This window comes from Syntrophobacterales bacterium (assembly GCA_019429105.1).
GTDB lineage: Bacteria > Desulfobacterota > Syntrophia > Syntrophales > UBA5619 > DYTH01.
Genome location: JAHYJE010000002.1, coordinates 38,303 through 64,444, shown reverse-complemented (window position 1 = coordinate 64,444; position 26,142 = coordinate 38,303). Strand labels below are relative to the sequence as shown.

The 26,142-nt window shown below is 52.2% G+C and carries 38 protein-coding genes; all 38 read right to left on the bottom strand.

What is annotated here, in order from left to right:
• Window positions 1–7: 7 nt before the first annotated feature.
• A complete protein-coding gene (gene argC / locus K0B01_01125; protein MBW6484738.1) occupies window positions 8–1,045 on the bottom strand; it encodes an N-acetyl-gamma-glutamyl-phosphate reductase in 1,038 nt (345 codons plus the stop codon).
• A gap of 121 nt (window positions 1,046–1,166) precedes the next feature.
• Window positions 1,167–1,559 (bottom strand): 30S ribosomal protein S9, encoded by a 393-nt coding sequence (gene rpsI / locus K0B01_01120; GenBank protein MBW6484737.1) that lies wholly within the window; start codon window positions 1,557–1,559, stop codon window positions 1,167–1,169.
• 48 nt (window positions 1,560–1,607) lie between these two features.
• The gene (gene rplM / locus K0B01_01115) at window positions 1,608–2,036 is read right to left on the bottom strand and encodes a 50S ribosomal protein L13 (GenBank protein MBW6484736.1); all 429 of its coding nucleotides are present in this window, start codon (window positions 2,034–2,036) and stop codon (window positions 1,608–1,610) included.
• Window positions 2,037–2,123: 87 nt separating this feature from the next.
• Window positions 2,124–4,211: an LPS assembly protein LptD gene (gene lptD, locus K0B01_01110; protein ID MBW6484735.1), complete on the bottom strand. Its 2,088-nt coding sequence runs from the start codon at window positions 4,209–4,211 to the stop codon at window positions 2,124–2,126.
• 90 nt (window positions 4,212–4,301) lie between these two features.
• Window positions 4,302–5,573: a bifunctional folylpolyglutamate synthase/dihydrofolate synthase gene (locus tag K0B01_01105; protein MBW6484734.1), complete on the bottom strand. Its 1,272-nt coding sequence runs from the start codon at window positions 5,571–5,573 to the stop codon at window positions 4,302–4,304.
• Between the two features lie 105 nt (window positions 5,574–5,678).
• A complete protein-coding gene (gene rplQ / locus K0B01_01100; GenBank protein MBW6484733.1) occupies window positions 5,679–6,080 on the bottom strand; it encodes a 50S ribosomal protein L17 in 402 nt (133 codons plus the stop codon).
• Window positions 6,081–6,110: 30 nt separating this feature from the next.
• Complete coding sequence (locus K0B01_01095) at window positions 6,111–7,130, bottom strand: DNA-directed RNA polymerase subunit alpha (GenBank protein ID MBW6484732.1); 1,020 nt, start codon at window positions 7,128–7,130, stop codon at window positions 6,111–6,113.
• A gap of 41 nt (window positions 7,131–7,171) precedes the next feature.
• Entirely contained in the window at window positions 7,172–7,798 is a 627-nt protein-coding gene (gene rpsD, locus K0B01_01090) for a 30S ribosomal protein S4 (GenBank protein ID MBW6484731.1), read from the bottom strand.
• Between the two features lie 76 nt (window positions 7,799–7,874).
• Window positions 7,875–8,267 (bottom strand): 30S ribosomal protein S11, encoded by a 393-nt coding sequence (gene rpsK / locus K0B01_01085; protein ID MBW6484730.1) that lies wholly within the window; start codon window positions 8,265–8,267, stop codon window positions 7,875–7,877.
• Between the two features lie 24 nt (window positions 8,268–8,291).
• Window positions 8,292–8,660, bottom strand: a complete 369-nt coding sequence (gene rpsM / locus K0B01_01080; GenBank protein MBW6484729.1) for a 30S ribosomal protein S13 — start codon at window positions 8,658–8,660, stop codon at window positions 8,292–8,294.
• Window positions 8,661–8,687: 27 nt separating this feature from the next.
• Entirely contained in the window at window positions 8,688–8,801 is a 114-nt protein-coding gene (rpmJ, locus tag K0B01_01075; GenBank protein ID MBW6484728.1) for a 50S ribosomal protein L36, read from the bottom strand.
• Window positions 8,802–8,860: 59 nt separating this feature from the next.
• The gene (gene infA / locus K0B01_01070; protein ID MBW6484727.1) at window positions 8,861–9,079 is read right to left on the bottom strand and encodes a translation initiation factor IF-1; all 219 of its coding nucleotides are present in this window, start codon (window positions 9,077–9,079) and stop codon (window positions 8,861–8,863) included.
• A 48-nt stretch (window positions 9,080–9,127) separates the two neighbouring features.
• Entirely contained in the window at window positions 9,128–10,435 is a 1,308-nt protein-coding gene (gene secY, locus K0B01_01065; GenBank protein ID MBW6484726.1) for a preprotein translocase subunit SecY, read from the bottom strand.
• Between the two features lies 1 nt (window position 10,436).
• Window positions 10,437–10,880, bottom strand: coding sequence for a 50S ribosomal protein L15 (gene rplO / locus K0B01_01060; GenBank protein MBW6484725.1), 444 nt, complete (start codon window positions 10,878–10,880; stop codon window positions 10,437–10,439).
• Window positions 10,880–11,065: a 50S ribosomal protein L30 gene (rpmD, locus tag K0B01_01055; GenBank protein ID MBW6484724.1), complete on the bottom strand. Its 186-nt coding sequence runs from the start codon at window positions 11,063–11,065 to the stop codon at window positions 10,880–10,882. The genes rplO and rpmD overlap by 1 nt, the downstream gene beginning before the upstream one ends.
• A gap of 39 nt (window positions 11,066–11,104) precedes the next feature.
• Window positions 11,105–11,569: a 30S ribosomal protein S5 gene (rpsE, locus tag K0B01_01050; protein ID MBW6484723.1), complete on the bottom strand. Its 465-nt coding sequence runs from the start codon at window positions 11,567–11,569 to the stop codon at window positions 11,105–11,107.
• Window positions 11,570–11,604: 35 nt separating this feature from the next.
• Entirely contained in the window at window positions 11,605–11,970 is a 366-nt protein-coding gene (gene rplR / locus K0B01_01045) for a 50S ribosomal protein L18 (protein ID MBW6484722.1), read from the bottom strand.
• A 51-nt stretch (window positions 11,971–12,021) separates the two neighbouring features.
• Complete coding sequence (rplF, locus tag K0B01_01040; protein MBW6484721.1) at window positions 12,022–12,561, bottom strand: 50S ribosomal protein L6; 540 nt, start codon at window positions 12,559–12,561, stop codon at window positions 12,022–12,024.
• A gap of 60 nt (window positions 12,562–12,621) precedes the next feature.
• Window positions 12,622–13,023 carry a 30S ribosomal protein S8 gene (gene rpsH, locus K0B01_01035; GenBank protein ID MBW6484720.1) on the bottom strand — a complete coding sequence of 134 codons (402 nt, stop codon included), beginning with the start codon at window positions 13,021–13,023 and terminating at the stop codon, window positions 12,622–12,624.
• A 15-nt stretch (window positions 13,024–13,038) separates the two neighbouring features.
• Window positions 13,039–13,224 (bottom strand): type Z 30S ribosomal protein S14, encoded by a 186-nt coding sequence (locus K0B01_01030; protein MBW6484719.1) that lies wholly within the window; start codon window positions 13,222–13,224, stop codon window positions 13,039–13,041.
• Window positions 13,225–13,250: 26 nt separating this feature from the next.
• A complete protein-coding gene (rplE, locus tag K0B01_01025) occupies window positions 13,251–13,790 on the bottom strand; it encodes a 50S ribosomal protein L5 (protein ID MBW6484718.1) in 540 nt (179 codons plus the stop codon).
• Window positions 13,791–13,801: 11 nt separating this feature from the next.
• The gene (rplX, locus tag K0B01_01020; protein ID MBW6484717.1) at window positions 13,802–14,122 is read right to left on the bottom strand and encodes a 50S ribosomal protein L24; all 321 of its coding nucleotides are present in this window, start codon (window positions 14,120–14,122) and stop codon (window positions 13,802–13,804) included.
• A 36-nt stretch (window positions 14,123–14,158) separates the two neighbouring features.
• Window positions 14,159–14,527 (bottom strand): 50S ribosomal protein L14, encoded by a 369-nt coding sequence (rplN, locus tag K0B01_01015; GenBank protein MBW6484716.1) that lies wholly within the window; start codon window positions 14,525–14,527, stop codon window positions 14,159–14,161.
• Window positions 14,528–14,609: 82 nt separating this feature from the next.
• A complete protein-coding gene (rpsQ, locus tag K0B01_01010) occupies window positions 14,610–14,867 on the bottom strand; it encodes a 30S ribosomal protein S17 (GenBank protein ID MBW6484715.1) in 258 nt (85 codons plus the stop codon).
• Window positions 14,867–15,058, bottom strand: a complete 192-nt coding sequence (gene rpmC / locus K0B01_01005) for a 50S ribosomal protein L29 (protein ID MBW6484714.1) — start codon at window positions 15,056–15,058, stop codon at window positions 14,867–14,869. The genes rpsQ and rpmC overlap by 1 nt, the downstream gene beginning before the upstream one ends.
• A complete protein-coding gene (gene rplP / locus K0B01_01000; protein MBW6484713.1) occupies window positions 15,048–15,470 on the bottom strand; it encodes a 50S ribosomal protein L16 in 423 nt (140 codons plus the stop codon). Before rplP ends, rpmC begins: the two co-directional genes overlap by 11 nt.
• Before the next feature lie 43 nt (window positions 15,471–15,513).
• Window positions 15,514–16,158: a 30S ribosomal protein S3 gene (rpsC, locus tag K0B01_00995; protein MBW6484712.1), complete on the bottom strand. Its 645-nt coding sequence runs from the start codon at window positions 16,156–16,158 to the stop codon at window positions 15,514–15,516.
• Between the two features lie 20 nt (window positions 16,159–16,178).
• The gene (gene rplV, locus K0B01_00990; protein MBW6484711.1) at window positions 16,179–16,511 is read right to left on the bottom strand and encodes a 50S ribosomal protein L22; all 333 of its coding nucleotides are present in this window, start codon (window positions 16,509–16,511) and stop codon (window positions 16,179–16,181) included.
• A gap of 53 nt (window positions 16,512–16,564) precedes the next feature.
• The gene (gene rpsS / locus K0B01_00985) at window positions 16,565–16,846 is read right to left on the bottom strand and encodes a 30S ribosomal protein S19 (protein ID MBW6484710.1); all 282 of its coding nucleotides are present in this window, start codon (window positions 16,844–16,846) and stop codon (window positions 16,565–16,567) included.
• Between the two features lie 2 nt (window positions 16,847–16,848).
• Window positions 16,849–17,670, bottom strand: coding sequence for a 50S ribosomal protein L2 (gene rplB, locus K0B01_00980; protein MBW6484709.1), 822 nt, complete (start codon window positions 17,668–17,670; stop codon window positions 16,849–16,851).
• An 81-nt stretch (window positions 17,671–17,751) separates the two neighbouring features.
• Window positions 17,752–18,033 (bottom strand): 50S ribosomal protein L23, encoded by a 282-nt coding sequence (gene rplW, locus K0B01_00975; protein MBW6484708.1) that lies wholly within the window; start codon window positions 18,031–18,033, stop codon window positions 17,752–17,754.
• Window positions 18,033–18,656, bottom strand: coding sequence for a 50S ribosomal protein L4 (rplD, locus tag K0B01_00970; GenBank protein ID MBW6484707.1), 624 nt, complete (start codon window positions 18,654–18,656; stop codon window positions 18,033–18,035). The genes rplW and rplD overlap by 1 nt, the downstream gene beginning before the upstream one ends.
• A 19-nt stretch (window positions 18,657–18,675) precedes the next feature.
• Window positions 18,676–19,317, bottom strand: coding sequence for a 50S ribosomal protein L3 (rplC, locus tag K0B01_00965; GenBank protein MBW6484706.1), 642 nt, complete (start codon window positions 19,315–19,317; stop codon window positions 18,676–18,678).
• A 61-nt stretch (window positions 19,318–19,378) separates the two neighbouring features.
• Window positions 19,379–19,687 (bottom strand): 30S ribosomal protein S10, encoded by a 309-nt coding sequence (rpsJ, locus tag K0B01_00960; protein ID MBW6484705.1) that lies wholly within the window; start codon window positions 19,685–19,687, stop codon window positions 19,379–19,381.
• 35 nt (window positions 19,688–19,722) lie between these two features.
• The gene (tuf, locus tag K0B01_00955) at window positions 19,723–20,916 is read right to left on the bottom strand and encodes an elongation factor Tu (protein ID MBW6484704.1); all 1,194 of its coding nucleotides are present in this window, start codon (window positions 20,914–20,916) and stop codon (window positions 19,723–19,725) included.
• An 84-nt stretch (window positions 20,917–21,000) separates the two neighbouring features.
• The gene (gene rpsG, locus K0B01_00950; GenBank protein MBW6484703.1) at window positions 21,001–21,474 is read right to left on the bottom strand and encodes a 30S ribosomal protein S7; all 474 of its coding nucleotides are present in this window, start codon (window positions 21,472–21,474) and stop codon (window positions 21,001–21,003) included.
• 15 nt (window positions 21,475–21,489) lie between these two features.
• Complete coding sequence (gene rpsL, locus K0B01_00945; GenBank protein MBW6484702.1) at window positions 21,490–21,861, bottom strand: 30S ribosomal protein S12; 372 nt, start codon at window positions 21,859–21,861, stop codon at window positions 21,490–21,492.
• Between the two features lie 103 nt (window positions 21,862–21,964).
• The gene (gene rpoC / locus K0B01_00940; GenBank protein MBW6484701.1) at window positions 21,965–26,116 is read right to left on the bottom strand and encodes a DNA-directed RNA polymerase subunit beta'; all 4,152 of its coding nucleotides are present in this window, start codon (window positions 26,114–26,116) and stop codon (window positions 21,965–21,967) included.
• Between the last annotated feature and the right edge of the window lie 26 nt (window positions 26,117–26,142).

Sequence of the window (26,142 nt, the reverse complement as noted above, 5' to 3'; positions counted from 1 at the left end):
CTGCTTTTCACGGGTACAGGCCTGACTTGGGCAGGCCGCTTCCTTCCGGAAGATCGCACATCAGATTCATGTTCTGGATCGCCTGACCGGAGGCGCCTTTGATCAGGTTATCGATTACCGAAACCACGATCAGCCGGTTTGTCCTTTTGTCAACCGTCACTCCGATATCGCAAAAATTGGAGCCGGCGACGGAGGAGATATTGGGAAACTGACCGGTGCGGCAGATCCGGACAAACGGTTCCTTTTCGTAAAATCCCCGATAAAGGGCCGTTGCCTCTTCAGCGCTGATCTCCTTTGCGAGTTTTGCATAAATGGTGCTGAGAATGCCCCGCTTCAACGGCAGCAGGTGCGGCGTAAAGGAGATCGTCAGCGGCTGACCGGCAAGACAGCTCAATTCCTGTTCGATCTCCGGGGTATGACGATGCCCGCCAATCTTGTAGGCCTTGAATCCCCCCGCAACCTCGCAAAACAGGGAGGCGATCTGCGGCTCCCGGCCGGAGCCGCTTACCCCTGATTTGGAATCGGCGATGACCGATGACGGGTCAAGCAGATGGGAACGCAAAGCCGGCGCCAGGCCGAGAATAACGCTGGTCGGATAACATCCGGGGTTGGCAAGAAGCCTGGCGCCGCGGATATCTTCCCGATAAAGCTCGGGAAGCCCGTAAACCGCCTCGGGAATCAGCTCCGCCGCCGAATGCTTGCGATACCATGCCTCATAGACAGCCTTATCGCGAATTCGGAAATCCGCGCTTAAGTCAATTACCTTCTTGCCCGCCTTCAGGAAAATGGGGGCAAGCTCCATCGAAGCTCCGTGCGGCAGGGCCAGAAAGACCACGTCGCAGTTCTTCGCCAATGCCTCCGGCGAATCGTTTGTGTAAACAAGCTCCGTTTGCCCGGCCAGCGCCGGATAAACATCGGCAAGAGAAACCCCGGCAAACCTCCGGGAGGTTATTGAGACCACCTTTACCCCGGGATGGTCAAGCAACAGTCTCGCCAGCTCCTGACCGGTGTAGCCGCTACCGCCGTAGATACATACCCTGATCACCTTTTCTGCCTCCCTTTTCTCTTTGTTCTTTTCCAACACCGTCTGCGGCCCGCCAATTACATGCCGTTTTTCGCCATTTTCACCCCAAAAAAAAGGGAGGCGATCAGCCTCCCTGCGGGATTTATCTCTTGGAGAACTGGAAGCGTTTCCGGGCCCCCGGTTGTCCATACTTCTTTCTTTCCTTAATTCGGGAATCACGCGTCAGAAAACCGGCCTTTTTCAGAACAGCCCTCAATTCCGGTTCATATTCAAGCAGCGCCTTGGAGATTCCATGTTTGACTGCACCCGCCTGACCGGCGATTCCACCGCCCTCAACGCTGATATCAAAGGAGAGCAGACCCTTTTTCCCCGTTATCTCAAGCGGCTGCTGAATGAGCATCTTCAGGCTTTCCCGCGTGAAGTAGTCGTCGAAATTACGTTTGTTTACAGTCCAGTTTCCAGTGCCCTCCTTCATATAGACCCTGGCAATGGCGCTCTTTCTTTTTCCCGTCGCGTAAAAACTTTTTCCCGTCATCTGCTTCTCCCCTGTACGTTCGCCGAACAGCCTGTCAGCGGTAAAATACTATAACTCAAGTATCCGTGGACACTGCGCCTCGTGCGGATGATCGCCGCCGGCGTAGATCTTGAGTTTCTTCATCATGGCGCGCCCGAGCGTGTTCTTCGGCAGCATTCCCCTGACCGCCGCCCGGATCAGCTCTTCGGGCTTCTCCTTGAGCATCTTCCCCGCCGCGGTCGCCTTAATCCCTCCCGGATAACCGGAATGATGATAATAAATCTTGTCGGTAAGCTTCTTGCCGGTAAGGGCCACACTGCCGGCATTTACGACAATCACGAAATCGCCGGTATCGGTATAGGGGGTATAAACCGGTTTGTGCTTCCCCCGCAGACGGGCTGCTATCTCGCTTGCCATCCGGCCCAGAATCTTGCCTCCGGCGTCCACGAGGTACCAGTCTCGCTGAACTTCTCCCTGTTTTGCCTGATATGTCTTCATTACTTCTCCTGCTACGCACGAATTTGAAAGGTGGAAACTACGCAAATTGTCGCTGTTTGTCAAGCAAAAACTTGCATAATGTCTCAATCAATTGCTCCCCCCCAACCCCAGCAGGGAAAAATATGCCATCACGCTCCGGTCGTTATAGCGATCGGCAACGGTCAACTCCACGGCCCAGCACTGTTTCTGATACCTCAGCCCCACGGTGGATTCGACTGTCGTGCGCTCAAGCTGATTTTGTCTGATGATATAATAGACATCAAGGGAAGAAAAAAGTTTCGCCCTGACTGCAAGGTTTATCTCTTCGAGTATGTCCCTGGTATAGCGGTAACCAACCGAGACAAAATCGCCGCGCTTGTCGGATAATGCCAAATCGTAGTTGTTCTGCGCTATCCTCCCGGAATTGACGTCAAATTTATTACGGGTTGACAGTAAAAAATAGCGAAAAGGCGACATATCCAGCTCCAGATCGATAGTGCCGAAGGGACGAATTTCCCTTTGTCCTTCCCCCGCGTCCCTTCTGGCTTCCCTGATATCGTACGCCTGGCTTAACTTCAGCCGCATCAGTTCCCGGTAGCTGGTTCCCCCGCCTTTTTCCTTCATCCTCGCGGTAACAAAGCTGACCATTCCATATCTCAGGCTATGGTAATCAGCAACCCGATCGAGAAAGTCGGGAATATTTTCCGATGCGCCCGGGGCATAAGTGTAGGTGATTTCCGGCTTGACGACATGCCGGAGTTTTTCCAGCGTTTGGCCCCCTGTTTCATAGACGCGGCCAAACTCGGTGGACAGCGTTGTCCCCATTGCCAATAAGCCGCGCTGGCCGTTTTTTTCCAATCCGTCGGTCAGGGAATCGGAACGTTCCCAGACATCGCCCCGGAAGCCGGTCCATGACGTCATTTTCAGATACTTCCCCAGCTTGACGGGGAAAAAGAGGGTCGGGCTCAGTTCCCCAAGCTGCCCCCGCTGACCATCCTGACTGAAGAAATAATCATAGCCGCCGGTAAATTCCATCTGCAGCGGGCTGCCGAAAAGGGGCCGCCGAAAACCCGTCAGGATCGCCTCCGGATATTTCTGCAGCGTCAGATTGTTGTCCGGTGAGGAAAAATCGTCGGTATAACGGACAAGCGCCGTCAGGTTGTAGAGGGGCCAATCCTTTGCCATTCGTACGGTGGAATTCAGATATCCGAGTGATTCATCCCCCGGGAAGGAAACTCGCCGGAATCGCTCCTCCCCGCCTGGCGAGTAATGTTCCGCGTAGTAGTTGAAGGTGGAAAAGTCGCGAAAGTACCAGTGGTCAGAAACTCTGTTGATGTCGGCCCTGATGTTTAAACCATTCGCCAGGGCTGCTTCATGGTTGAAATAATAGGACCAGCGGTTCCGGTCATCCTGCCAATCGCGGCTGATCGCTCCGGTTGTCTCCGCAATCTGCTGACGGTCGCGGATAAAATCGCCATAAAAAACGCCGGAGGAATCGGGGGTGATAACGTAGCGAAGTTCCAGACCTTCCTTGAAACCCCTTTTTTCCAGGTAGCGCTGGTAAAAGGTCGCGTCGGCGCCCTCGGAAATGGCCCAGAAAAACGGGATTTCCACATCAAGCCCGTTTTTGTCGAGTGAGTATGAGAAACGGGGGAATAAAAATCCTGTCTGGCGAGTAGTTTTTGCGGGAAAGATCAGCCAGGGCAGATATAAAATCGGGATGTCGCGGATCAGAAACCGCCCCTGTTTGAGCGTTCCGTAACCATCAACAGTAACATCCACCTCTTTGCCGGTTATTCTCCAGTCCGGGCAGCTCCCGTCACAGGTTGTAAACGACCCTTCTTCGACCCGGTAGTTGGCCTCCGTCTTTTTTTCAATCCGCTCGCCCTGGATGTAAAGATGGTTCTCGGCAATAAACATCCCCCCTTCTTCCACCGTTCCGGTCCGGGCGCCAATATTGAAGGAAACCTTCTCCCCGGTGAGGATGTCCTGGTCGTTTTTGAGCTCCACGCGGCCTGCGGCATGGGCAAGATTCGCCGAGCGCTTGAATGTCACCGAATCGGCTTTGAGATAGCCCCCGGGAAAGGTTATCGTCACCTTCCCCGTCGCGTGAAACGAGTCATCATCGCCGTTATAGGCAATCGAATCGGCCTCAATTGCAACCGGTCCATCGCCCAAATCCTTTTCGAAAGCCAAAAGAGGAGAGCCCCCCAGGCAGAGCAAAAGGATGATTGTCAGTGAAAAAAAAATATCGGTTCTTCGCACAGCAGTTTCTCTCTTTGCGCTTCAGCTTTGCTTTCCCTGGTACATTTTCTTGATTTCCCCCACAAGGTAAAGGGACCCGGCCACACAGATCAGGTCTTCCTTCCTGGCAAGAAAAAAAGCCTGCCGCAGGGCCTCGCCCGGACTTTGGATGACCTCAATATTTTCGCCGAATTCGGAAGCAACGGGCAAGAACGCCTCAAGGTCAAGCGCCCGCTCGCAAGGCGGACGGGTAATGATTATCCGGTCGGCAAGGGGGAAAAGCCTTTTGGCCATCATCCGATAGTTTTTATCCCCCAAAACCCCGAAAACGAGGATCAGCTTCCGGTAGTGGAAATCATTGACCAAGGCGCGACACAGGGTAGCGACTCCCGCTGAATTGTGCGCTCCGTCAACGACAACTTCCGGCGAGCGTCCGAGAACTTCCAGACGTCCTTCCCACTTGGCATCGCCGAGCCCTCTGCGCACAGCCTCTTCCGGAACGGCAAACCCGGCGTTGACCTCCCCGACCATTTCAATGACGCCCAGCGCCAGCGCGGCGTTGGCAAGTTGATGCGCCCCGGTGAAGGGGCACGTCAGACCCTTGTAGTTTTTCCTGATCCCCCGGTAGGAAAAGGCGCCGTCTCCCTTGAGGATAGTGCGGAACTCCTTCCCCAGCCGGTAGAGGCCGGCATTTTTTTCCTGACAGATCCCCGCTAACACTTTCAGAACGGACGGCTGACGGGCCGCAGTGAGACAGATTCCCCCGCTTTTTATAACCCCGCCTTTTTCGCAGGCTATTTGCTCCAGGGTGCTGCCCAGATATTCCTCGTGTTCGCGGGAGATATTGGTGATGACGGAAACGAGGGGGTTTATGACATTCGTGGCGTCCTGTCTTCCCCCCATGCCCACCTCCAGCACAGCAATATCGATTTTCTGCCGCTGAAAATACAAAAACGCCATGGCGGTAATAAACTCGAAATAACTGACTGTTTCGACGACGCTTTTTTTAACGGTTTGCAGGCAGGCGACGGCCGCTTGCTGGCTTATCATCTCGCCATCGATGCGAATCCGCTCGCGAAATTCAATCAAATCAGGGGAGGTGTAAAGCCCTGTCCGGAAGCCGGCTGCAGACAGCATCGAAGCGGTCATGGCGGCAACAGAGCCCTTGCCATTGGTGCCGGCAATAATCACCGCCGGGCAGGCATCCTGGGGATTGCCCAGCCGCTCCAAGAGCGCCTTGATCTGTTCAAGCCCCAGACGAATGCCCATGGGGTTCAGGGCTTTCAAATAGGAGAGCGACTCTGTATAGGTCATGATTGCGCAGTTCGGAAGTGTTACGTATCAAGGGGGAACTAAATGGTTGCAGCAGGAGAGCGAAAACAAGGAAGGCGGATTTGCACCCGCCTTCCCTCTTGTCGGCTATCCCTTTGCAGCGGGTTTTTTTGCGGCCGGCTTTTCGCTGACAGCGCCGGGCATAAGTTCAATTATCGACATCGGAGCATTGTCGCCGGCGCGGTTTCCGGCATGAACGATCCTCGTATAGCCGCCCAGACGCTCCTTGTAACGTTCCGCCAACTCACCGAAGAGCTTTCCCACAATCTCGCGTTCGCGAACATAGGAGGCAGCCTGGCGACGGGCATGCAAATCGCCCCGTTTGCCCAGCGTCACCATCTTATCCGCTACCTTTTTGAGCTCCTGCGCTTTGGTGTTGGTGGTTTGAATCTTCTCATATTTAAACAGGGACGTTACCATATTCCTCAACATCGCCTTGCGATGGCTTGTGGTTCTGCCCAATTTACTTCCGAATTTTCCCTGGCCCATCGAATCTTATCCTTTCTAAAACTTCACTGCTTATACGCCCTCTTCGTCCAAGTCTCTGGCGCTTTCATTTTTTGCAGAAGCCGGCTCGAATCCCATGCCAAAACTCAGACCCGCTTCCAGCAGGACTTCTTTTATCTCATTGAGCGATTTGCGGCCAAAATTCTTGGTTTTCAACATTTCCGCTTCCGTCTTCTGAACAAGCTCGCCGATCTGGTTGATCCCGGCGTTTTTCAGACAGTTCGCCGAGCGCACAGAGAGCTCCAACTCTTCCACGCTGCGCGTCAGCAATTCATTGTTATCGATCTCCTGCGCCTGCTCTACCATCAAGGTTTCTTCCTCGTCCACTTCCTCGGGGAAATTGATGAACAGATCGATCTGCTCCTTGAGGATCTTGGCCGCATAGGCAACCGCATCCTCCGGCAACACGCTTCCGTCTGTCCAAACCTCCAAAACCAGACGGTCATAATCCGCAACCTGTCCGACCCGGGCGTAAGTTACGGTATAGTTGACCTTCTTTATTGGGGAATAGATGGCGTCGATATTGATCGTGCCCTCCGGCTGGTCGCTTTCCTTCTCCTTGCGGGCAGGCACATAACCCTTGCCCGTCCTGACCTCCATCTGCGCCTTCAGGGAATAATCCCCCAAAATTGTCGCAATGTGGTGTTCCGGATTGAGTATTTCCATAGTTGGGTCAAGCTTGAGGTCGCCGGCCTTGATCTCCCCCGGCGTGGAAACGTCAAGATAGATTGTTCTCGGGCCTTCACTTTCAAGCTTCAGACGAACGCCCTTCAGGTTGAGAATTATATCCGTCACATCTTCCTTTACGCCAGGAATCGTCGAAAATTCATGAAAAACTCCGTCAAATTTGACGGAAACAATTGCCGCTCCCTGGATGGACGACAGCAACACCCTGCGCAGGGAATTACCCAGCGTCGTTCCGAAACCGCGCTCCAGCGGCTGACAAACGAACTCGGCAAAGTACCTTGTATGAGTGCTTTCGTCTATTTCTATTCTTTTGGGCTTTATTAAACTGCGCCAGTTCTTATGCATAATTCATCCCCTGAATTCCTGATGGTTCGTTACATTCTTTCTTACTTGGAGTAAAGTTCTACCACCAGCTGTTCATTCACAGGCATCGTCAACTCCTCACGGGTAGGAAGCATTTTGACGGAAGCGCGGAAATTCTTTTTGTCAACATCCAGCCATTGGGGAACCCCCCGGCGGGAAACAGTTTCCATCGCTTCAATAATCTTCTCCACCTTGCGACTTTTCTCGCAGACCTCGACCGCATCGCCCGTATCAAGCAGGTAGGAAGGAATGTTGACAGGCTTGCCGCCCACAAGAAAATGCTTGTGCCTGATAAGCTGCCGGGCTTCCGTCCGTGAATTGGCAAATCCCATCCGGAAGACCATATTGTCGAGTCTTCTTTCCAGAAACAAAAGCAGGTTCGTTCCGGCGACACCCTTGCGCTGCTCGGCCTTCTCGAAATAGCCTCTGAACTGCTTTTCCAGCAGTCCGAACATCCGCTTCAGCTTCTGCTTTTCCCTGAGCTGCACACCGTAATCGGAAGATTTCTTGCGCAACTGGCCGTGCTCTCCAGGCACAAAGCCCCTTCTTTCAAATGAGCATTTTTCGGTGTAACACCGGTCGCCTTTCAAAAAAAGCTTCAAGCCTTCCCTGCGGCACAACCTGCAAACTGAATCTCTATACCTTGCCAACAAAGCCTCCTTGTCAATAATCAACAGTAATTGTTATTTATTATCAACACTATTTCAAATTATATAAGAAAATATCTTAAACCCTTCTTCGTTTCGGGGGGCGACAACCGTTGTGCGGCACCGGAGTCACGTCACGGATAGTGGTGATTCTGATTCCGGTCGTCGAGAGCGCCCGAAGCGCCGATTCCCGTCCGGAACCTGGCCCTTTCACATAAACCTGGACGCTTCTGAGTCCGTGCTCCTTTGCCTTTTTCACCGCATCCTCAGCCGCCATCTGCGCCGCAAAGGGGGTGCTTTTTCGGGAACCTTTAAAACCCTGCATCCCCGATGAAGACCAGGCAATCACATTGCCGCTTAAATCGGCAATGGTTACAATCGTATTGTTAAACGTTGACTGAATATGAATTATTCCCTCGGGAATATTCTTCTTTTCTTTCTTTTTACCTGTTTTTCTAACCGGCTTTGCCATTGTCCCTCCGAACAGACTTGAAAACTATTTCTTTTTTGCTGCAATCGACCTTCTCGGTCCTTTCCTGGTCCGGGCATTCGTACGGCTTTTCTGCCCCCTCACCGGAAGCCCCTTGCGATGGCGCAAACCCCGGTATGTTCCGATATCCATAAGTCTCTTGATCGACATTGAGACGTCTCTTCTCAAGTCTCCCTCTACCTTTAAATCCTTGTCGATAATGCCGCGGATGGCCGTTAACTCCGAATCCGCCAGCATATCGGTTTTCGTGTCGGGATTTACACCGGCATTATTAAGAATATACAGGGATTTTGCCCTTCCTATGCCATAGATATAGGTGAGTGCAATCTCCATCCTCTTATTCTTAGGTAAATCTACGCCCGCAATTCTTGCCACCTTAAAAACCTCCTGATAACTGTATGCCTATCCCTGACGCTGCTTGTGCTTGGGATTTTCGCAAATCACACGCAAAACGCCCTTTCGCTTTACAATCTTGCACTTATCGCAAATTTTCTTTACGGACGATCTTACCTTCACGGCTTTAGCTCCTTTACACAACTTACGGCGCGTTCCGGCGCACCGACTTTATAAATATGTCACTTGGTCCGGTAAACAATCCTGCCGCGCGTCAGATCATACGGGGAAAGCTGCACCGTAACCTTATCCCCCGGGAGGATTTTTATAAAATGCATCCTCATCTTTCCGGAAATATGGGCAAGCACCTTATGGCCATTTTCCAGTTCCACCCTGAACATTGCATTGGGCAGAGGCTCGACAACCTTGCCTTCAACCTCTATGGATTCTTCCTTTGCCATAAATATTTCTTTCCTGCTGCCACCACCGGCTTGCCCGCGTTTATAAACCTATCTTCTTCTGGCTATGTGCCCCTTTTTCATAAACCCCTCATACTGCCGCGTCAGCAGATGGGTCTCGATCTGACCGGCAGTATCCAGGGCTACGCCCACAACTATCAAAAGCGCAGTCCCACCGAAATAAAAGGGGACATTGAAGTAGCTGATTAAAATACTGGGGATGACGCAGATGATCGATACGTAGAAAGCACCCCAGAAGGTCAGCTTGGTCATTACCTCGTCAATGTAATCGGACGTCTTTTTCCCCGGTCTTATCCCCGGAACATAACCGCCATATTTTTTCATGTTATCGGCCATATCCACAGGGTTGAAGGTAACCGCCGTATAAAAATAACTGAAGAAAAAGATGAAAGCGACATACAGCGTTTCATAAAAGAACCTTCCCGGAATCATCGCCCCGGCAACCGCCTTCATCCAGGGATGGGGAATGAAATTCGCAATCGTCGCTGGAAACATGATGATCGAGGAGGCAAAGATCGGAGGAATAACCCCGGCGGTATTGACCTTCAGGGGCAAGTGGGTAGATTGCCCCCCATACATCTTCCGCCCGACGACGCGCTTTGCGTACTGCACCGGAATCCGGCGCTGTCCGCTTTCCACGAAAACTATTACCCCGACGATCAGCAGCATCATCGCTATCAAAATAATAATGAAAAATACACCCATCTCCCCCGAAGCAAGCAGTCGGAAGGTGTTGATGATGGCCTCCGGCCCGCGGCAGACAATGCCGGCAAAGATGATAAGCGAGATGCCGTTCCCGATTCCCTTTTCGGTTATCTGCTCGCCCAGCCACATGATGAAGGCCGTTCCGGCCGTAAGCGTGATCACCGTCATCAGGCGGAAACTCCAGCCCGTGTCGATAACTATCGAGGCGCCGGTGGGTCCGGCCATGTTTTCCAGACCAATGGCAATGCCAAAACCCTGGATCAGGCTCAACAGCACCGTTCCGTACCGCGTGTACTGGGTGATTTTCCTGCGCCCGGATTCTCCCTCCTTGGAGAGCTTTTCCAGATAGGGAATCGCCACGGTCAGCAACTGCAGAATGATCGACGCGCTGATATAAGGCATTATTCCGAGGGCAAATACGGAAAGATTGCTCAGCGCCCCACCTGCGAACATATCAAACAGCCCCAGGAGGGAACCTTTGGCCTGTTCGAAAAATGCAGCAAGCGCCGCCGTGTCGATGCCGGGGGTCGGCACATGCGCCCCTATCCGGTAAACAGCCAGCAAAAGAAAAGTGAACAGAATCCTTTTGGAAAGCTCCGGGACCTTGGATATATTTCCTAAACCCTCTAACAAATCAGGCTACCTCTACAATCGTTCCGCCGGCGGCTTCGATCTTTTGTTTCGCGCCCCGACTGACCATATCAACTTTAACCGAAAGAGGATAATCTATCTCCCCATTGCCCAGAACCTTGATTCCGTCAAAAGCGCCCGCTACGAGGCCTAAAGCCTTCAACGACTCGGCATCCACCACAGAGCCCTGGATGAACATTTTCAACTGCCTTATATTTACCGTCGCAATAATCTTGCGCATCGGGTTTTTGAAACCCCGCTTGGGAATTCTCCGGGACAAAGGCATCTGCCCGCCCTCAAAACCGGGGCGGACACTATGCCCCGAACGGGCGTTCTGACCCTTGGCGCCTTTGCCGGATGTCCCTCCGTGTCCATTGCCATTGCCTCTTCCCACCCTTTTGCGGTTTTTGCGTGAACCTTTCGGCGGTGTTAACGTAGCCAAATTCATTATTCATTCCCCTTGACTTCTACGGAAGCGACGAGATGCTCAATCTTCTTTATCATCCCGCGAACTTCTGGAGTATCTTGCAAAATAACACTCTTATGCATCTTGCCCAACCCAAGGCCGCGCAACACCTTGCGCTGCTTCTCCGGCCTGCCTATATAACTTTGAACCTGCGTGACCTTCAGCATTTTACCCACAGCTCGACCCTCTCCTCTTCAATTTCTCGACTATTTGCCTCTTGCCGCGAGTATTTCCATGGGTGCCCGCAACTGCTCAAGCCCCTGGATGGTTGCCTTGACAAGGTTGTGGGGATTATGAGACCCGAGGCACTTGGTAAGTATATTATGAACGCCCGCAACCTCCAACACCGCGCGCACAGCCCCACCGGCTATCAATCCGGTGCCTTCCGATGCGGGACGAAGAAGAACCTTGCCAGCGCCGTAATGACCGACCACGCTATAGGGAATTGTCTTATTTTCAACGGCAACCTTCACCATTGACTTTTTGGCCTGCTCCATCCCCTTTCTGATTGCCTCCGGCACCTCATGAGCCTTGCCCAGACCAGCGCCTATTGAACCCTTGCCATCGCCGACGACTACAACCGCGCTGAAGCGAAAACGCCTACCGCCTTTGACAACCTTTGCTGTTCTGTTGATGGTAATTACCCTGTCGAGCAGTTCCAAATCTTCCATATTATCGTTTCCCACTTTTAATAATGAAGTTTATATTAAAAATTCAGTCCAGCTTCCCTTGCTCCATCCGCCAGGGATTTGACCCTGCCATGATAGAGAAAACGACCCCTGTCAAAAACTGCATCGGCAACCCCGATTTCCTGCAACCTGTTGGCCACAAGCGTCCCCACAGATTTGGCCATCTCTGTTTTCTTGAGTTTTTTCCCCTCGCCGCTCAACTCTTTGGCAAGGGATGAAGCCGCAGCAATTGTCCGGCCGGATACGTCATCTATTGCCTGAACGTAGATGTGAGAGGCAGACCTGAATACGCAAAGACGCGGTCTTGCCTGACTCCCCGCGACCTTTTTTCTGACCCGTAATTTTCTCTTGTCCCTGACTTTTTCTATTTTTCTGTTAGCCAATTTCTTACCTCTTTTCGGTATATGCCAACGTAATCACGCTAAATAACAAGATTACTTGGCCGCAGACTTGCCAACCTTGCGCTTGATCTCTTCGCCTGCGTACTTTATTCCCTTGCCCTTATATGGCTCAGGTTTTTTAATGCCCCTGATTTCCGAAGCAACCCGCCCCACCTGCTGCTTGTCAATTCCGGAAACCATAATGGCGACCAGCTTCTCCACCTTAATATCAATCCCTTCCGGTATCTGATATTCGACCGGGGCCGAATAGCCGACAATCAATTTCAGTACCTTGCCAGTTACCTCAGCGCGATAACCAACGCCGGAAATCTCCAGCCCTTTTTGAAAGCCGACGCTCACCCCGCTTACCATGTTGGCAATCAGGGTCCTTACCAGACCATGCAGGGACCTATCCTGTCTCAGGTCAGATCTTCTTTTTACTTCTATCGTTTGCTCATTGAGCACTACATCAATCAGACCAGGCACCTGATACGTCAGTTTCCCTTTTGGCCCCTCAACGGCGAGCAGCTCATTCTCGCGGCTTATCTTCACGCCCTGGGGAATCTGAACTGCCATTTTTCCGATTCTTGACATCTCTTACCCTCTATCTTTTCCTGATGAACAGACAAATTCACCAAGGGTTAAAAAGGCTGCTTACCAAACATTGCAGACAAGTTCTCCGCCGATGTTCAATTCACGGGCTTCCTTGTCCGTCATTACGCCCCGCGAGGTGGTGACGATGGATATCCCGTATCCGTTCAACACCGGGGCAAGTTTCCCGCTTTTAACGTAAACCCTTCTTCCGGGTTTACTTATCCGCTGTATATCCGTTAAAACCAATTTTTTTGCATCCTGATACTTCAAATAAATTCGCAGCATCTCCTGCTTCTGTGAATCGGTCTTAACGTCATATCCGGCAATGTAGCCGCTTTTTTTCAACACCTTGGCCACATTCACGTTTATCTTCGTATTCATTACATCTACGCTCTTGAAATGAACCCGGTTGGCGTTCCTTATTCTCGTGAGCATATCCGCGATAGGGTCGGTCATCCCCATATTTTCACTCCTTTTCTACCAGCTTGATTTGATTACACCCGGGATTTCGCCGTTAAGCGCCATTTTGCGCAAGCAGATGCGACACATGTCGAATTTACGGTAATATGCCCTGGGCCTGCCGCATACCGGACATCTGTTATAGTCCCGGACCGAAAATTTGTTTTCACTCTTGGCTTTCACAATTAAGGATTTCTTTGCCACGTTCCCTCCGCAGAACCACACTCGTCTTAATTTTTAAACGGCATTCCCATCATCTTCAGAAGCTGTCTTGCCTCATCATCCGTCTTTGCCGTGGTTACTATCGCAATGTTCATTCCCCGGATCTTGTCAATCTTGTCATAGTCAATCTCAGGAAAGATTATCTGTTCCTTCAAGCCCAGGGCAAAATTTCCCCGGCCGTCAAAAGATTTCGTCGGAATTCCGCGAAAGTCGCGGACGCGCGGCAGGGCTACATTGACCAGCCTGTCAAAGAACTCATACATCCGTTCCCTGCGCAGGGTTACACAGCAGCCAATCGGCATTCCCTGGCGGAGCTTGAAGGTCGCAATGGATTTCCGCGCCTTGGTGATGATCGGCTTCTGGCCGGTAATCGCCGCCATTTCGGCCACCGCGCTGTCAAGTATCTTGACGTTCTGGATGGCCTCGCCCAGCCCCATATTGACGACTATCTTGACGATCTTCGGAACCTCCATGGCGTTTTTGTAAGAATTGGCCGCCGTCAGCTCCTTTACTACTTTATTCATGTATAAATCTTTGAGTCTTGCCATTATTCACCAGCCTATGCTTCAAGTATCTCTTGGCACTTGGCGCAGACGCGCACCTTTTTCCCATCGTCAAGAAATTTATATCTAACCCTGACCCCAACGCCGCATTTACTGCAAAGATACATAACATTGGAGATGTGCAGCGGCCCCTCTTTTTCCACGATGCCGCCCTTGCCTTTGGCATCAGGCTTCTGATGCTTTTTGATCAAATTGATCTTCTCGATAACTACCCGTTCCTTATCCACAATGACACTCTGGATCTTCCCCGTTTTTCCTTTTTCCTTGCCGGAGATCACCTTTACCGTGTCCCCTTTTTTGAGCCTCTTTATCTGCATTGCTTGATCCCCAGTCTCAATTCGCCCTGCTTCAAACTACAGCACTTCAGGCGCCAGCGAAATAATCTTCATAAATTGCTTTGCCCGCAGCTCGCGCGCCACTGGCCCAAATATTCTTGTGCCCACCGGTTCCATCTGATTGGAGACGAGAACCGCGGAATTGTCATCGAACTTCAGGTATGAACCATCGGGCCGTCGCACCTCTTTTACCGTACGCACCACAACTGCCTTCATTACGTCACCCTTTTTCACCTTGGAATTGGGCAGAGCCTCCTGCACGGCAACGACGATGACATCGCCCAGACTCGCATAACGCCTTTTGGAGCCCCCCAAAACCTTTATGCATGTAACCTTCCGGGCGCCTGAATTGTCGGCTACGTTTAGAACCGTCTGCATCTGTATCATTATGAACACTCCGCCTGGTAAAAACCGTTGTTAAGAAAATCCTGCCATCCCCGGCTTTTACCGAATTTTGAGTTATCTGCTTCTACTTGGCTTTCTCAACGATCTGCACCATCCGCCACCGCTTCTCTTTGCTCAAGGGGCGCGACTCGGCAATCATCACCCTGTCGCCCTTGCGACAATCGTTGCCCTCATCATGAGACTTATATTTCACAAATCGCTTCACATACTTATGGAATATGGGGTGCTTGACCAGTCTTTCCACTCGAACAACAATGGTCTTGTCCATCTTGTCGCTGATTACCACACCCTCAATAGTAGTCTTTTTCCCTCTTTTTTCCACTACTTTGCCTCCTTTTCGGCCAACACCGTTTTGACGCGGGCAATGTCCCTGCGGACATGGCCAAGCAAGGCCGGCGATTCCAATTGCCCTGAGGTATGACGCATGCGCAAATTAAAAAACTCCTCGGTCAGCTCGCTTTTCTTCTGTTTTAACTCATCAGAGCTAAGATCTCTTATGTCCTTAATCTTCATCGGAAACATCCCTCGAAAGAAATTTCGTGCTTATTGGCAGCTTATGAGCCGCCAGCAAGAGAGCCTCCGCGGCAATTTCCTTTTCCACACCCTCAATCTCGTACAAAATAACGCCCGGCTTGATAACCGCCACCCAATCTTCAGGCGCGCCCTTGCCTTTTCCCATTCTTGTTTCAGCGGGCTTCTTCGTAATCGACTTATGGGGGAAAATCCGTATCCATATCTTTCCACCGCGCTTGATATGCCTGGTCATCGCAATACGGGCCGCTTCGATCTGTTTTGCCGTCAGCCACCCACACTCGGTTGCCTGCAGTCCATACTCCCCAAAGGCGATATAGCCCCCCCGGGTGCATGTGCCGCTCATTCGGCCCCGCTGTATTTTTCTATATTTAACCCTTTTAGGCATTAACATTTTTCGAATACCTCTTCTTTTTTTCTAACCTGACGCTGCTCAATTACTTGTTTTCAACCCTGCCCGGCAACACCTCGCCATGGAAAATCAGCACCTTGACTCCAATCTTGCCATAGGCAGTAAGAGCCTCCGCAAACCCGCAGTCAATGTCCGCCCTCAATGTATGAAGCGGCACCCGCCCCTCCCGATACCATTCAGATCTGGCCATCTCCGCGCCGGCCAGGCGGCCCGCGCAATTTATGCGTATCCCTTTGGCGCCGAACTTCATCGCCGTGGTTACCGATTTCTTCATCGCCCGGCGAAAGGCAATTCTTCTTTCAAGCTGCTGCGCCACACTTTCGGCAACAAGCTGAGCATCGGCTTCCGGCTTGCGCACTTCCAGAATGTTGATAATTACGTCACTGGCGGTAATCGCCCCTACATCCTTCTTCAGTTTTTCTATTTCAGCGCCCTTTTTCCCAATAATGATCCCCGGACGGGCAGCGTATATGTTTACCTTAACCTTGCTTGCCGCTCTTTCAATCTCTATTTTAGAGATTCCCGCAGCATACAGCTTTTCTTTAAGGAATTTGCGAACCTTGAGATCTTCGTGCAGCAGTCGTGAGAAGTCCTTCTCCGCATACCACTGAGATTTCCAAGTTTTAATCCCGCCCAGCCTCAGCCCAATCGGGTTTACCTTCTGCCCCAAACTTTCACCTCCTCAAAGATTTACTGCTCATCCAGGACCACGGTTATATGGCTGGTACGCTTTTTAATTGAAGCCGCACGACCCTGCGCGCGCGCCCTCCATCTTTTCAAAGATGGCCCCTGATCAACAAATATTTCCCGTACATAGAGTATGTGTTCATCGATATTGGGATTCTGTTTGGCGTTCGCAAGTGCCGACAGCAGAACCTTCTGCACCGGGTCCGCCGCATACTTGGTCGTAAACTGGAGAAGCTGTTTTGCATCCTCCACACGCTTGCCCCTGATCAAATCGGCAACCAGCCGCACCTTTTGGGGCGACATCCTGATGTATTTTGCCACTGCTTTTGCTTGCATTTCCTACTCCAAGGTACTGCAGTATAAAGTATCGATTGAAACCAAACCAGCGCCTATTTGCGCAGCTTGGTCTTGCGGTCGCCGGCATGACTGTAAAAAGTCCGCGTCGGCGAAAACTCGCCCAATTTATGACCAACCATATTTTCCGTCACAAATACGGGAATGAATTTCTTACCGTTATGAATGGCAAATGTTTGTCCAATCAGCTCCGGTGTGATAGTCGAACGGCGAGACCAAGTCTTGATCACTGCCTTGTTGCCGTCAGTATCCTGCCTTCTGACTTTTTCAAGAAGGCTGCTGTCGATAAAAGGTCCCTTTTTGATTGAACGTGCCACGCCTAACCTCTTCTTTTCACGATATATTTATTAGTGCTCTTATTTGTCCGCGTCTTATGACCCTTGGTGGGTATCCCCCAGGGGGTGCAGGGATGCCGACCGCCAGAGGATCTGCCCTCGCCGCCGCCCATCGGGTGATCGACGGGATTCATAACCACCCCTCTGACATGGGGAAGTTTGCCCTTCCATCTTTTTCTGCCGGCCTTGCCGAGGCTGATGTTTTCGTGATCGATGTTGCCTACCTGACCGATTGTCGCCCGGCACTCTTCGAAAATCTTGCGGACCTCCCCGGACGGCAGTCTTACCAGGGCATAGCTGTTTTCCTTTGCCATCAACTGACCATAAGCGCCGGCAGAGCGCACGAGCTGGGCGCCCTTGCCCACTTTCAGTTCGATATTATGGATCAGGGTTCCCAGGGGAATGTTTTTCAGCGGCGCAGCGTTGCCGGGTTTGATATCGGCATTGATGCCGCTTACCACCGTATCCCCGACAGACAACTTGGCAGGAGCGACAATATAGCTCTTTTCGCCATCGGCATAATTGAGCAGCGCGATGCGCGATGAGCGGTTCGGATCATATTCGATCGCGGCGACGCGGGCGTCAATATCGTCTTTGAGCCTCGTGAAATCGATCAATCTGTATCGCCTTTTATGACCGCCCCCGATGTAGCGGCTGGTGATCCGGCCGTTATTGTTGCGCCCACCGCTTTTTTTCAAAGGTCTCAACAGGCGGTTCTCCGGAGTATCTTTGGTAATCTCCGCAAAATCCGAACAAGTTTGAAATCTTCTCCCCGGTGATGTCGGCTTGTATTTTCTTATTCCCATCCGCCTGTTTCCTTATATTTGAAATAAAATTAAAGTGGCCTTTTTTTCAATCTGTCCCGTTTTGCGACAATATCCCAATGCCTACTGAATGGACTCAATTCGGTTGTCCGGCGCCAGGGTGACGACCGCCTTCTTCCAGTCGCTTTTCCTTCCCATCACCTTGCCTACCCTTTTCACTTTTCCATGCACGTTTATCACCCGCACCGCCAGCACATTAACCTTGAAAATCTTCTCAACCGCCTTTTTTACTTCGATCTTGTTGGCTTTGGGATTGACTTCAAAATTATACTGGTTGGACTGCTCGCGCAGGATCGTGCCTTTTTCCGTCAGCAGCATTTTTTTGATGACCTGATAAAGTTCCATTACGCTGTCAGCACCCCCTCAAGTTTATTTACCGCAGGCTCAAGAAAGACAACGTGTTCGTACTTCAAGAGATCGTAAACATTCACCCCTTCGGAACGGATCATTTTTATGTCTTTAACATTGCGCGATGATTTTAATAAAACCGGGCGGTCAACATCTATGACAATCAGCGCCTTTTTGAACCCGAAAAGATCCATAACCTCTTTGAATTTTTTAGTCTTAATCTCTTCCATCGGAAAATCGCGGAGGATCGTCATCTGATCTTCCTTGAATTTCATGCTCAACGCAGAAACAAGGGCCAGTCGGCGAACTTTCTTTGGCACTTTAAACGCGTAACTGCGCGGCTTGGGCCCAAAAACTGTACCGCCGCTCCTCCAGAGGGGAGAACGGGAGTGTCCGGCACGGGCTCGTCCCGTACCCTTTTGCTTCCAGGGTCTTTTCCCGCCGCCGCTTACCTCGCTCCTGCCTTTCGTGCAGGCAGTGCCGCTTCTTCCAGCCGCCATCTGCATCCGCACTACCTGGTAGATTACGTCCTCATTTACCGGAGCGCCAAATACCAGATCGCTCAATTCAATATCGGACACCTTGTTATTTTCTATATCGTAAACACCTGCTATTGGCATTTTTCCACCTGAAGAGCCTTTATTTATCTGCTTTTACTTTCTTGATTGCCTGCTTGATCAGAACAAAACCCTGTTTTTTGCCGGGGACAGCGCCCTTCACTAAGAGGGCGTTAAGCTCCGGCCTGACTGCCCAGACACGCAGATTCTGGACGGTTTTCCTGTCTGTTCCCATATGTCCGGGAAGCTTTGTTCCCTTGAACACCCTGGCCGGATCGGCACTGGCGCCAATGGAACCGGGAGCGCGATGAAACATCGAGCCGTGACTCGCGCGGCCGCCGCCAAAACCATGCCGTTTGATGACGCCTGCGAACCCCTTGCCTTTTGTCGTTCCCACTACGTCAACAAAATCTCCCGGGGAAAAAAGTTCCAACCCGATTTCCTGACCCAGCTCGCAACCATCGGCGCTGCCCTGAAACTCCCGCAGGATTCGGAAAAAGCCCTTATCGGCCTTTTTCTGATGACCCTGAAGCGGTTTGGTCAGTTTGCGCTGGCTTACCCTGCAGTAACCAAGCTGCAGGGCCTCATAACCGTCTTTTTCCAAGGTCTTTTTCTGAACTATGACGGATGGTTCAACCTCGATCACGGTAACTGGCACGAAAACGCCCTCATCGGAGAACACCTCGGTCATGCCCAATTTTCTACCAATCAATCCCTTTGTCATACCCACACTCAATAAGCGACTTTAACGCCTGCTAAAAGACCGCTTTATCCTTCCGGCGTATTTATAATTTGATCTCGACATCAACTCCCGAAGACAAATCAAGCTTCATCAGGGCATCGACTGTCGCCTGGGTTGGCTCCACTATGTCTATGAGCCTTTTATGAGTTCTTATTTCGAACTGCTCGCGCGATTTCTTATCCACATGCGGAGACCGGTTGACGCAGTACTTGTTGATCTCCGTCGGCAGCGGAATCGGACCGCCCACCCGCGCGCCGGTTTTCCGGGCCGTCTCCACGATATCATCCGCGGAGCGGTCCAGCAATTTGTAGTCATACGCCTTAAGGCGAATCCTTATCTTTTGATCTTTCATAGTTTGATTATATTCCCGTCAACTTCAGTATATGTTTATTCCATGATTTTGCTGACTACGCCGGCGCCGACAGTCCTGCCGCCTTCACGGATGGCGAAACGGAGCTGCTCTTCCATGGCAATCGGAGTAATGAGTTCAACATTCATCTCGACATTATCGCCGGGCATCACCATTTCGATCCCCTCGGGCAACGTGGCAACGCCAGTCACATCGGTTGTACGGAAATAAAACTGCGGTCGGTATCCGGTAAAGAACGGCGTGTGCCTGCCGCCTTCTTCCTTCGTCAAAACATAGACCTGGGCCTTGAACTTCGTGTGAGGGGTGATCGAACCCGGCTTGGCGACAACCTGCCCTCGCTCAACCTCCTCGCGCTTCGTCCCCCGGAGCAGGATGCCGACGTCGTCGCCCGCCCGCCCTTCATCAAGCGTCTTGCGGAACATCTCAACGCCGGTACATACCGTCTTGAAGGTGGGCCGGATGCCGATTATTTCCACTTCGTCGCCGGTACGGACTATTCCACGGTCAACACGGCCGGTAACAACTGTGCCGCGTCCGGAAATGGTGAAGACATCGCCGACCGGCATCAGAAAAGGCTTGTCCAGATCGCGAACCGGCTCGGGAATGTAATTGTCAACGGCTTCCATGAGTTCCCAAATGGACTTTGCATCCTCCGACTTCGGATCGTCGGCCTCAAGGGCCTTTAACGCAGAGCCGCGGATGATCGGAACATCGTCGCCGGGGAAATCATAGGCGGTAAGGAGCTCTCTCAGTTCCAGCTCGACCAGATCAAGCAGCTCGGGATCGTCAACGAGATCGCATTTGTTCATATAAACGACTATCGAAGGCACCTGAACCTGGCGGGCAAGAAGAATGTGCTCTCTGGTCTGCGGCATCGGCCCGTCGGACGCGGCAACAACGAGAATCGTGCCATCCATATGGGCGGCGCCGGAAATCATGTTCTTGATATAGTCGGCGTGACCCGGGCAGTCAACGTGCGCATAGTGCCGTTTATCTGTCTGGTATTCCACATGGGAGATATTGATCGTCACCCCGCGTTCTTTTTCCTCCGGCGCGTTGTCAATCGAATCAAACGGCCGATACTCCGCATACCCCTTGGAGGCCAAGTGTTTTGTGATCGCGGCCGTTAAGGTCGTCTTGCCATGATCGACATGGCCAATCGTGCCGATATTCAAATGCGGCTTTGTCCTCTCAAATTTCTTTTTAGCCATCACTGACCTCCTTAAAACGTGGAAAAGTTTGTTTGTTTTTCAATAAACATTACACCCTACGGAACATCCCTCAGACAGAACTGCTTAAAATCTGTAATGGGCAAAGGCCTTGTTGGCCTCGGCCATCTTGTGAACGGCCTCTCGCTTTTTAATGGCGCCCCCGCGATTATTCGCGGCATCAATCAACTCTCCTGCCAGTTTTTCCCTCATTGTCTTCTCCGAGCGTTCCCTGGCGTTGGAGATGAGCCACCGTATCCCCAAGGCTAACCGGCGCGAAGGGTTGACCTCTGTCGGCACCTGATAGGTTGAACCGCCGACGCGCCTGGATTTGACCTCGATTATCGGCTTAACATTGCTGACCGCCTTTTCGAAAATATCTACCGGCGCGGCATCCTTCATTTTTGCTTCTATGATATCGAAAGCCCCGTACAAAATGGACTCGGCCGTGCTTTTTTTGCCACACTTGAGCAAATTATTTACAAATTTGGCGACAAGCTGGTTATTGTATTTTGGATCCGGGAGTATCTCCCTTTTCGCAACTTCTCTTCTCCTCGGCATAACCTCTATCTCCGCTTAACTTGGCCTTTTGGCGCCGTATTTAGATCTTCCCTGTTTCCTGTCCTGAACCCCGACCGCATCCAGCGTCCCTCTGATAATGTGGTAACGCACCCCCGGCAGATCCTTCACACGTCCGCCTCTTACCAGGACAACTGAATGCTCCTGAAGGTTATGTCCCACCCCCGGGATATAGGAAGTAACCTCGTACCCGCTCGTCAGGCGAACCCTGGCAACCTTTCTTAAAGCCGAGTTCGGCTTCTTCGGCGTAGAGGTGTAAACCCTGACACAGACCCCTCGGCGCTGCGGAGACCCAACCAATGCGGGCGTTGTCGCTTTACTGCTTATTTTGGACCGCCCTTTTCGAACTAATTGATTTATCGTCGGCATCAACCCTCCTGATTTAACTCCCGCCCTGTATTTATCCGAACCCGTAAAAGAGCGACTAAATATCAACTTGCACCATCGTTGTCAAGCATTTTCTCGGTAAATTTCACCCCTGCTGCTCCACAACCTCTAAATCATCAAAATTGCTTTCCGTCAGCGGCAATGGATTGCTGATTTCCGTCTTTATTCCCAATTTTTTGTACATGGGAAGCCCCGTCCCGGAGGGAACCAGCCTGCCCATTATGACGTTTTCCTTCAATCCCAGCAGATAATCCGTTTTTCCGGCAATGGACGCTTCCGTCAAAACGCGCGTAGTCTCCTGGAAGGAGGCCGCGGAGATGAAACTCTGCGTGGTCAGCGACGCCTTTGTAATCCCCATCAGGATCGGTTCGCCCTGGGCCGGAGTGCCTCCCCCAGCCAGGACCCTTTCGTTTTCTTCCGTAAAACGGAGACGATCCACCTGTTCATCGGCAATGAAGGAGGTGTCGCCCGGATTCTTGATCATGACCCGGCGCAGCATCTGGCGGACGATCACCTCGAGGTGCTTGTCGTTGATTTTCACGCCCTGCAGTCTGTAAACCTCCTGCACCTGATCCACGAGGTAACGGGCCAGCGCCTTCTCGCCCTTTATCGTCAGCAGATCGTGGGGGTTATGCACCCCATCCATCAACGCCTCTCCGGCCACAACCCGGTCCCCCTCCTGAACGCTGACGTGCTTTCCCTTGGGAATCAGGTATTCCTTTTCCTCATCCGTGCTGGGGGTGACGATCACCTTGCGTTTGCCCTTGGAATCCTTGCCGTAGGAAACTACGCCGTCTATCTCGCTGATCACCGCATAATCCTTCGGCTTTCTTGCTTCGAAAAGCTCGGCTACCCGGGGGAGACCACCCGTTATATCCTTTGTTTTTGTTGTTTCCCGCGGTATCTTGGCCAGAATGTCGCCCGCCTTGACTGCATCCCCTTCCGAAACGACGATATTGGCGCCCAGCGACAGCAGATGCCGGGCAACTGCATCCGTTCCGGGAACTTTTGCTGTCCTGTTCTTGCTGTCCTTGATCGAAACCCGCGGCCGCATGTCCGTTCCCTTGAACTCGACAATAATCTTCCGCGACAGGCCGGTTACCTCGTCAACCTGCTCCTGCATGGTCTTGCCTTCGATGATGTCCCCGAACTTGACCACTCCGTCAACCTCGGCCAGGATGGGAATGGAGAAGGGATCCCATTCGGCGATCAAATCGCCTTTTTTCTGATCGGTCGGCCCGTTCACCCGGCTTCCGTCTTCCACCTTTATGTATGCGCCATAGGGAACGGTGTATTTGCCTCTGCCTCTCCCCTTTTCATCGAGAACATGCACCTCGCCGTTGCGGTTCATAACTGCCAGCTCGCCGGTTGACCGTCTGACCGTATTGATGTTGACAAACTTGATAATCCCGTCGTGCCTCGACTCCAGGGTGGAATGCTCTTCAAACTTGGCGGTTCCACCGATATGGAATGTTCTCATGGTCAACTGCGTGCCTGGCTCCCCAATCGACTGGGCGGCGATTATTCCCACGGCCTCCCCGATGTTGACGAGATGGCCATGCGCCAGATCCCGGCCATAACACATGGCGCAGACGCCATGCTTGGATTTGCAGGAAAGCACCGATCTAATCCTTACCTTCTCGATACCGGCATCGTCGATCTTTTTGGCCAGCGCCTCGTCAATCGGCTGGTTAGCCTCTACCAGAATATCGCCGGTAAAGGGATCGCGAACGTCTTCCAGCACAACCCTTCCCAGCACCCTCTCCCCGGCAGTTTCGATTATCTCGCCGCCTTCCATCAGCGCCATGACATCGAGACCGTCAATCGTCCCGCAGTCATGCTCGGAAATGATTGAATCCTGCGCCACATCGACAAGCCGGCGGGTAAGATATCCCGAATTGGCCGTCTTGAGGGCTGTATCGGCCAACCCCTTGCGGGCGCCATGAGTGGAAATAAAGTACTCCAGAACGGTCAGCCCCTCCCGGAAATTGGCCCTGATCGGGGTTTCGATAATTTCCCCGGAGGGTTTGGCCATAAGTCCCCGCATGCCGGCCAATTGACGGATCTGAACGGCGCTGCCGCGGGCCCCGGAATCGGCCATCATGTGAATTGGATTGAAGCTTTCCCCCCTCGTCTTTTTGCCGTCGGCGCCGATTCGTTCCTCGGTTGTAATCCCGCCCAGCATCTCCTCGGCGATCTTCTCGGTTGCCTGCGCCCAGATGTCGATTACCTTGTTGTACCGTTCGCCGTAGGTAATCAAACCATCCATGTACTGCTTCTGGATCCCCAAGACGTCGCCGTCGGCCTTATCGACAATTTTTTTCTTGTTTCCGGGGATGACCATGTTATGGATTGCGATGGAAACACCGGAGATTGTGGCATATTTAAACCCGATATCCTTAAGGCGATCGGCCAGCAGCACCGTCGTTTTTACCCCGTTGGCGCGGTAGCAGTTATTGATCAGGTTGGCCAGTTCCTTCTTGTTCATTACCTTGTTGACGGCGTCGAAGGGGATTGTTCCCGGCACAACCTCGTAGAGGACAACCCGGCCGACGGTAGTCTCTTTCAGCTCGCCATCAACTCTAACCGTTATTTTCGCCTGCAGATCGACGGCGCCGGCATCAAGCGCGGAGCGAACCTCGGCGGGATCGGCAAATTTCATCCCCTCGCCCGGCACCCCGCTGCGCATCCTCGTGAGAAAATAGATGCCCAAAACGATATCCTGGCTGGGAATTATTATCGGCATGCCATTGGCCGGGGAAAGAATATTGTTAGTTGACATCATCAGAACCCGCGCCTCGGTTTGCGCCTCCACGGAAAGAGGCACATGCACCGCCATCTGATCGCCGTCGAAATCGGCGTTGAAGGCCGTACAAACCAGCGGATGAAGCTGAATGGCCTTTCCTTCGATCAGGATCGGTTCGAAAGCCTGGATCCCCAGCCGATGGAGGGTAGGCGCCCGGTTTAACATTACCGGATATTCGCGCACGACCTCATCGAGGGCGTCCCAAACCTCCGTACCCTCCTTTTCCACCATTTTCTTCGCACTCTTGACCGTCGTAACAAAGCCTCTTTCCTGCAGGCGGCGATAAATAAACGGTTTGAAGAGCTCCAGCGCCATCTTCTTGGGCAGTCCGCACTGATGCAGTCTCAGATTCGGACCGACGGTAATGACGGAACGTCCCGAATAATCCACCCGCTTGCCGAGGAGATTTTGTCTGAATCTCCCCTGCTTGCCTTTGAGCATATCGGACAGGGACCTGAGCGGCCGCTTGTTGGTGCCGGTAATCGCCCGCCCCCGCCGACCGTTGTCGAACAGGACGTCAACCGCCTCCTGAAGCATCCGCTTTTCATTGCGGACAATTATTTCCGGGGCATTTAGCTCCATGAGGCGCTTTAACCTGTTGTTTCTATTGATGACCCGGCGATAGAGATCATTCAGATCGGAGGTAGCGAACCGGCCGCCGTCAAGGGGTACAAGCGGACGCAGATCCGGAGGCAAAACAGGGAGCACCGTCAGCACCATCCACTCCGGCTTGTTTCCGGACTTGCGGAGCGCCTCGGCAATCTTCAATCGTTTTATGCACTTCTTCTTTTTGGTCTCCGAGACGGAGGTCTTTAGTTCCGAGCGCAGCTCTTCTACCAGCCCATCGAGATCGACCTGCTGCAAAAGAATGCGGATCGCCTCGGCGCCGATGCCTACCTCAAAGGAGTCATACCCGTACTGCTCGCGTAAATCGTACAGCTCTTCGTCGGTCAGGATATCCTGTTTGGCCAGAGGGGTTTTTTTCGGATCAAGAACAATCCACGCCTCGAAATAAAGAACCCTTTCCAGATCCTTCAGGGTAAGGTCGAGAATATTGCCGATGCGACTCGGCAAGCTCTTCAGAAACCAGATATGGGCAACCGGCGTCGCCAGAGTGATATGGCCCATCCTCTCCCGGCGCACCTTGGACTGGGTGACCTCCACGCCGCACTTTTCACAGACCACGCCGCGATGCTTCATCCTTTTGTAGCGCCCGCAAAGGCATTCGTAATCCTTTACCGGACCAAATATCTTCGAACAGAAGAGGCCATCCCGCTCCGGCTTGAAGGTTCTGTAGTTGATGGTCTCAGGCTTCTTGACCTCGCCGCGCGACCAGGAAACTATCTGCTCCGGCGAGGCAATGGATATCTTGATCGCGTTAAACCTGACCGGATCTTTAGGTTTTTCAAAATAACTAAAAACGTCTTCCACGGATTATATCTCCTAATAAGCCAAAG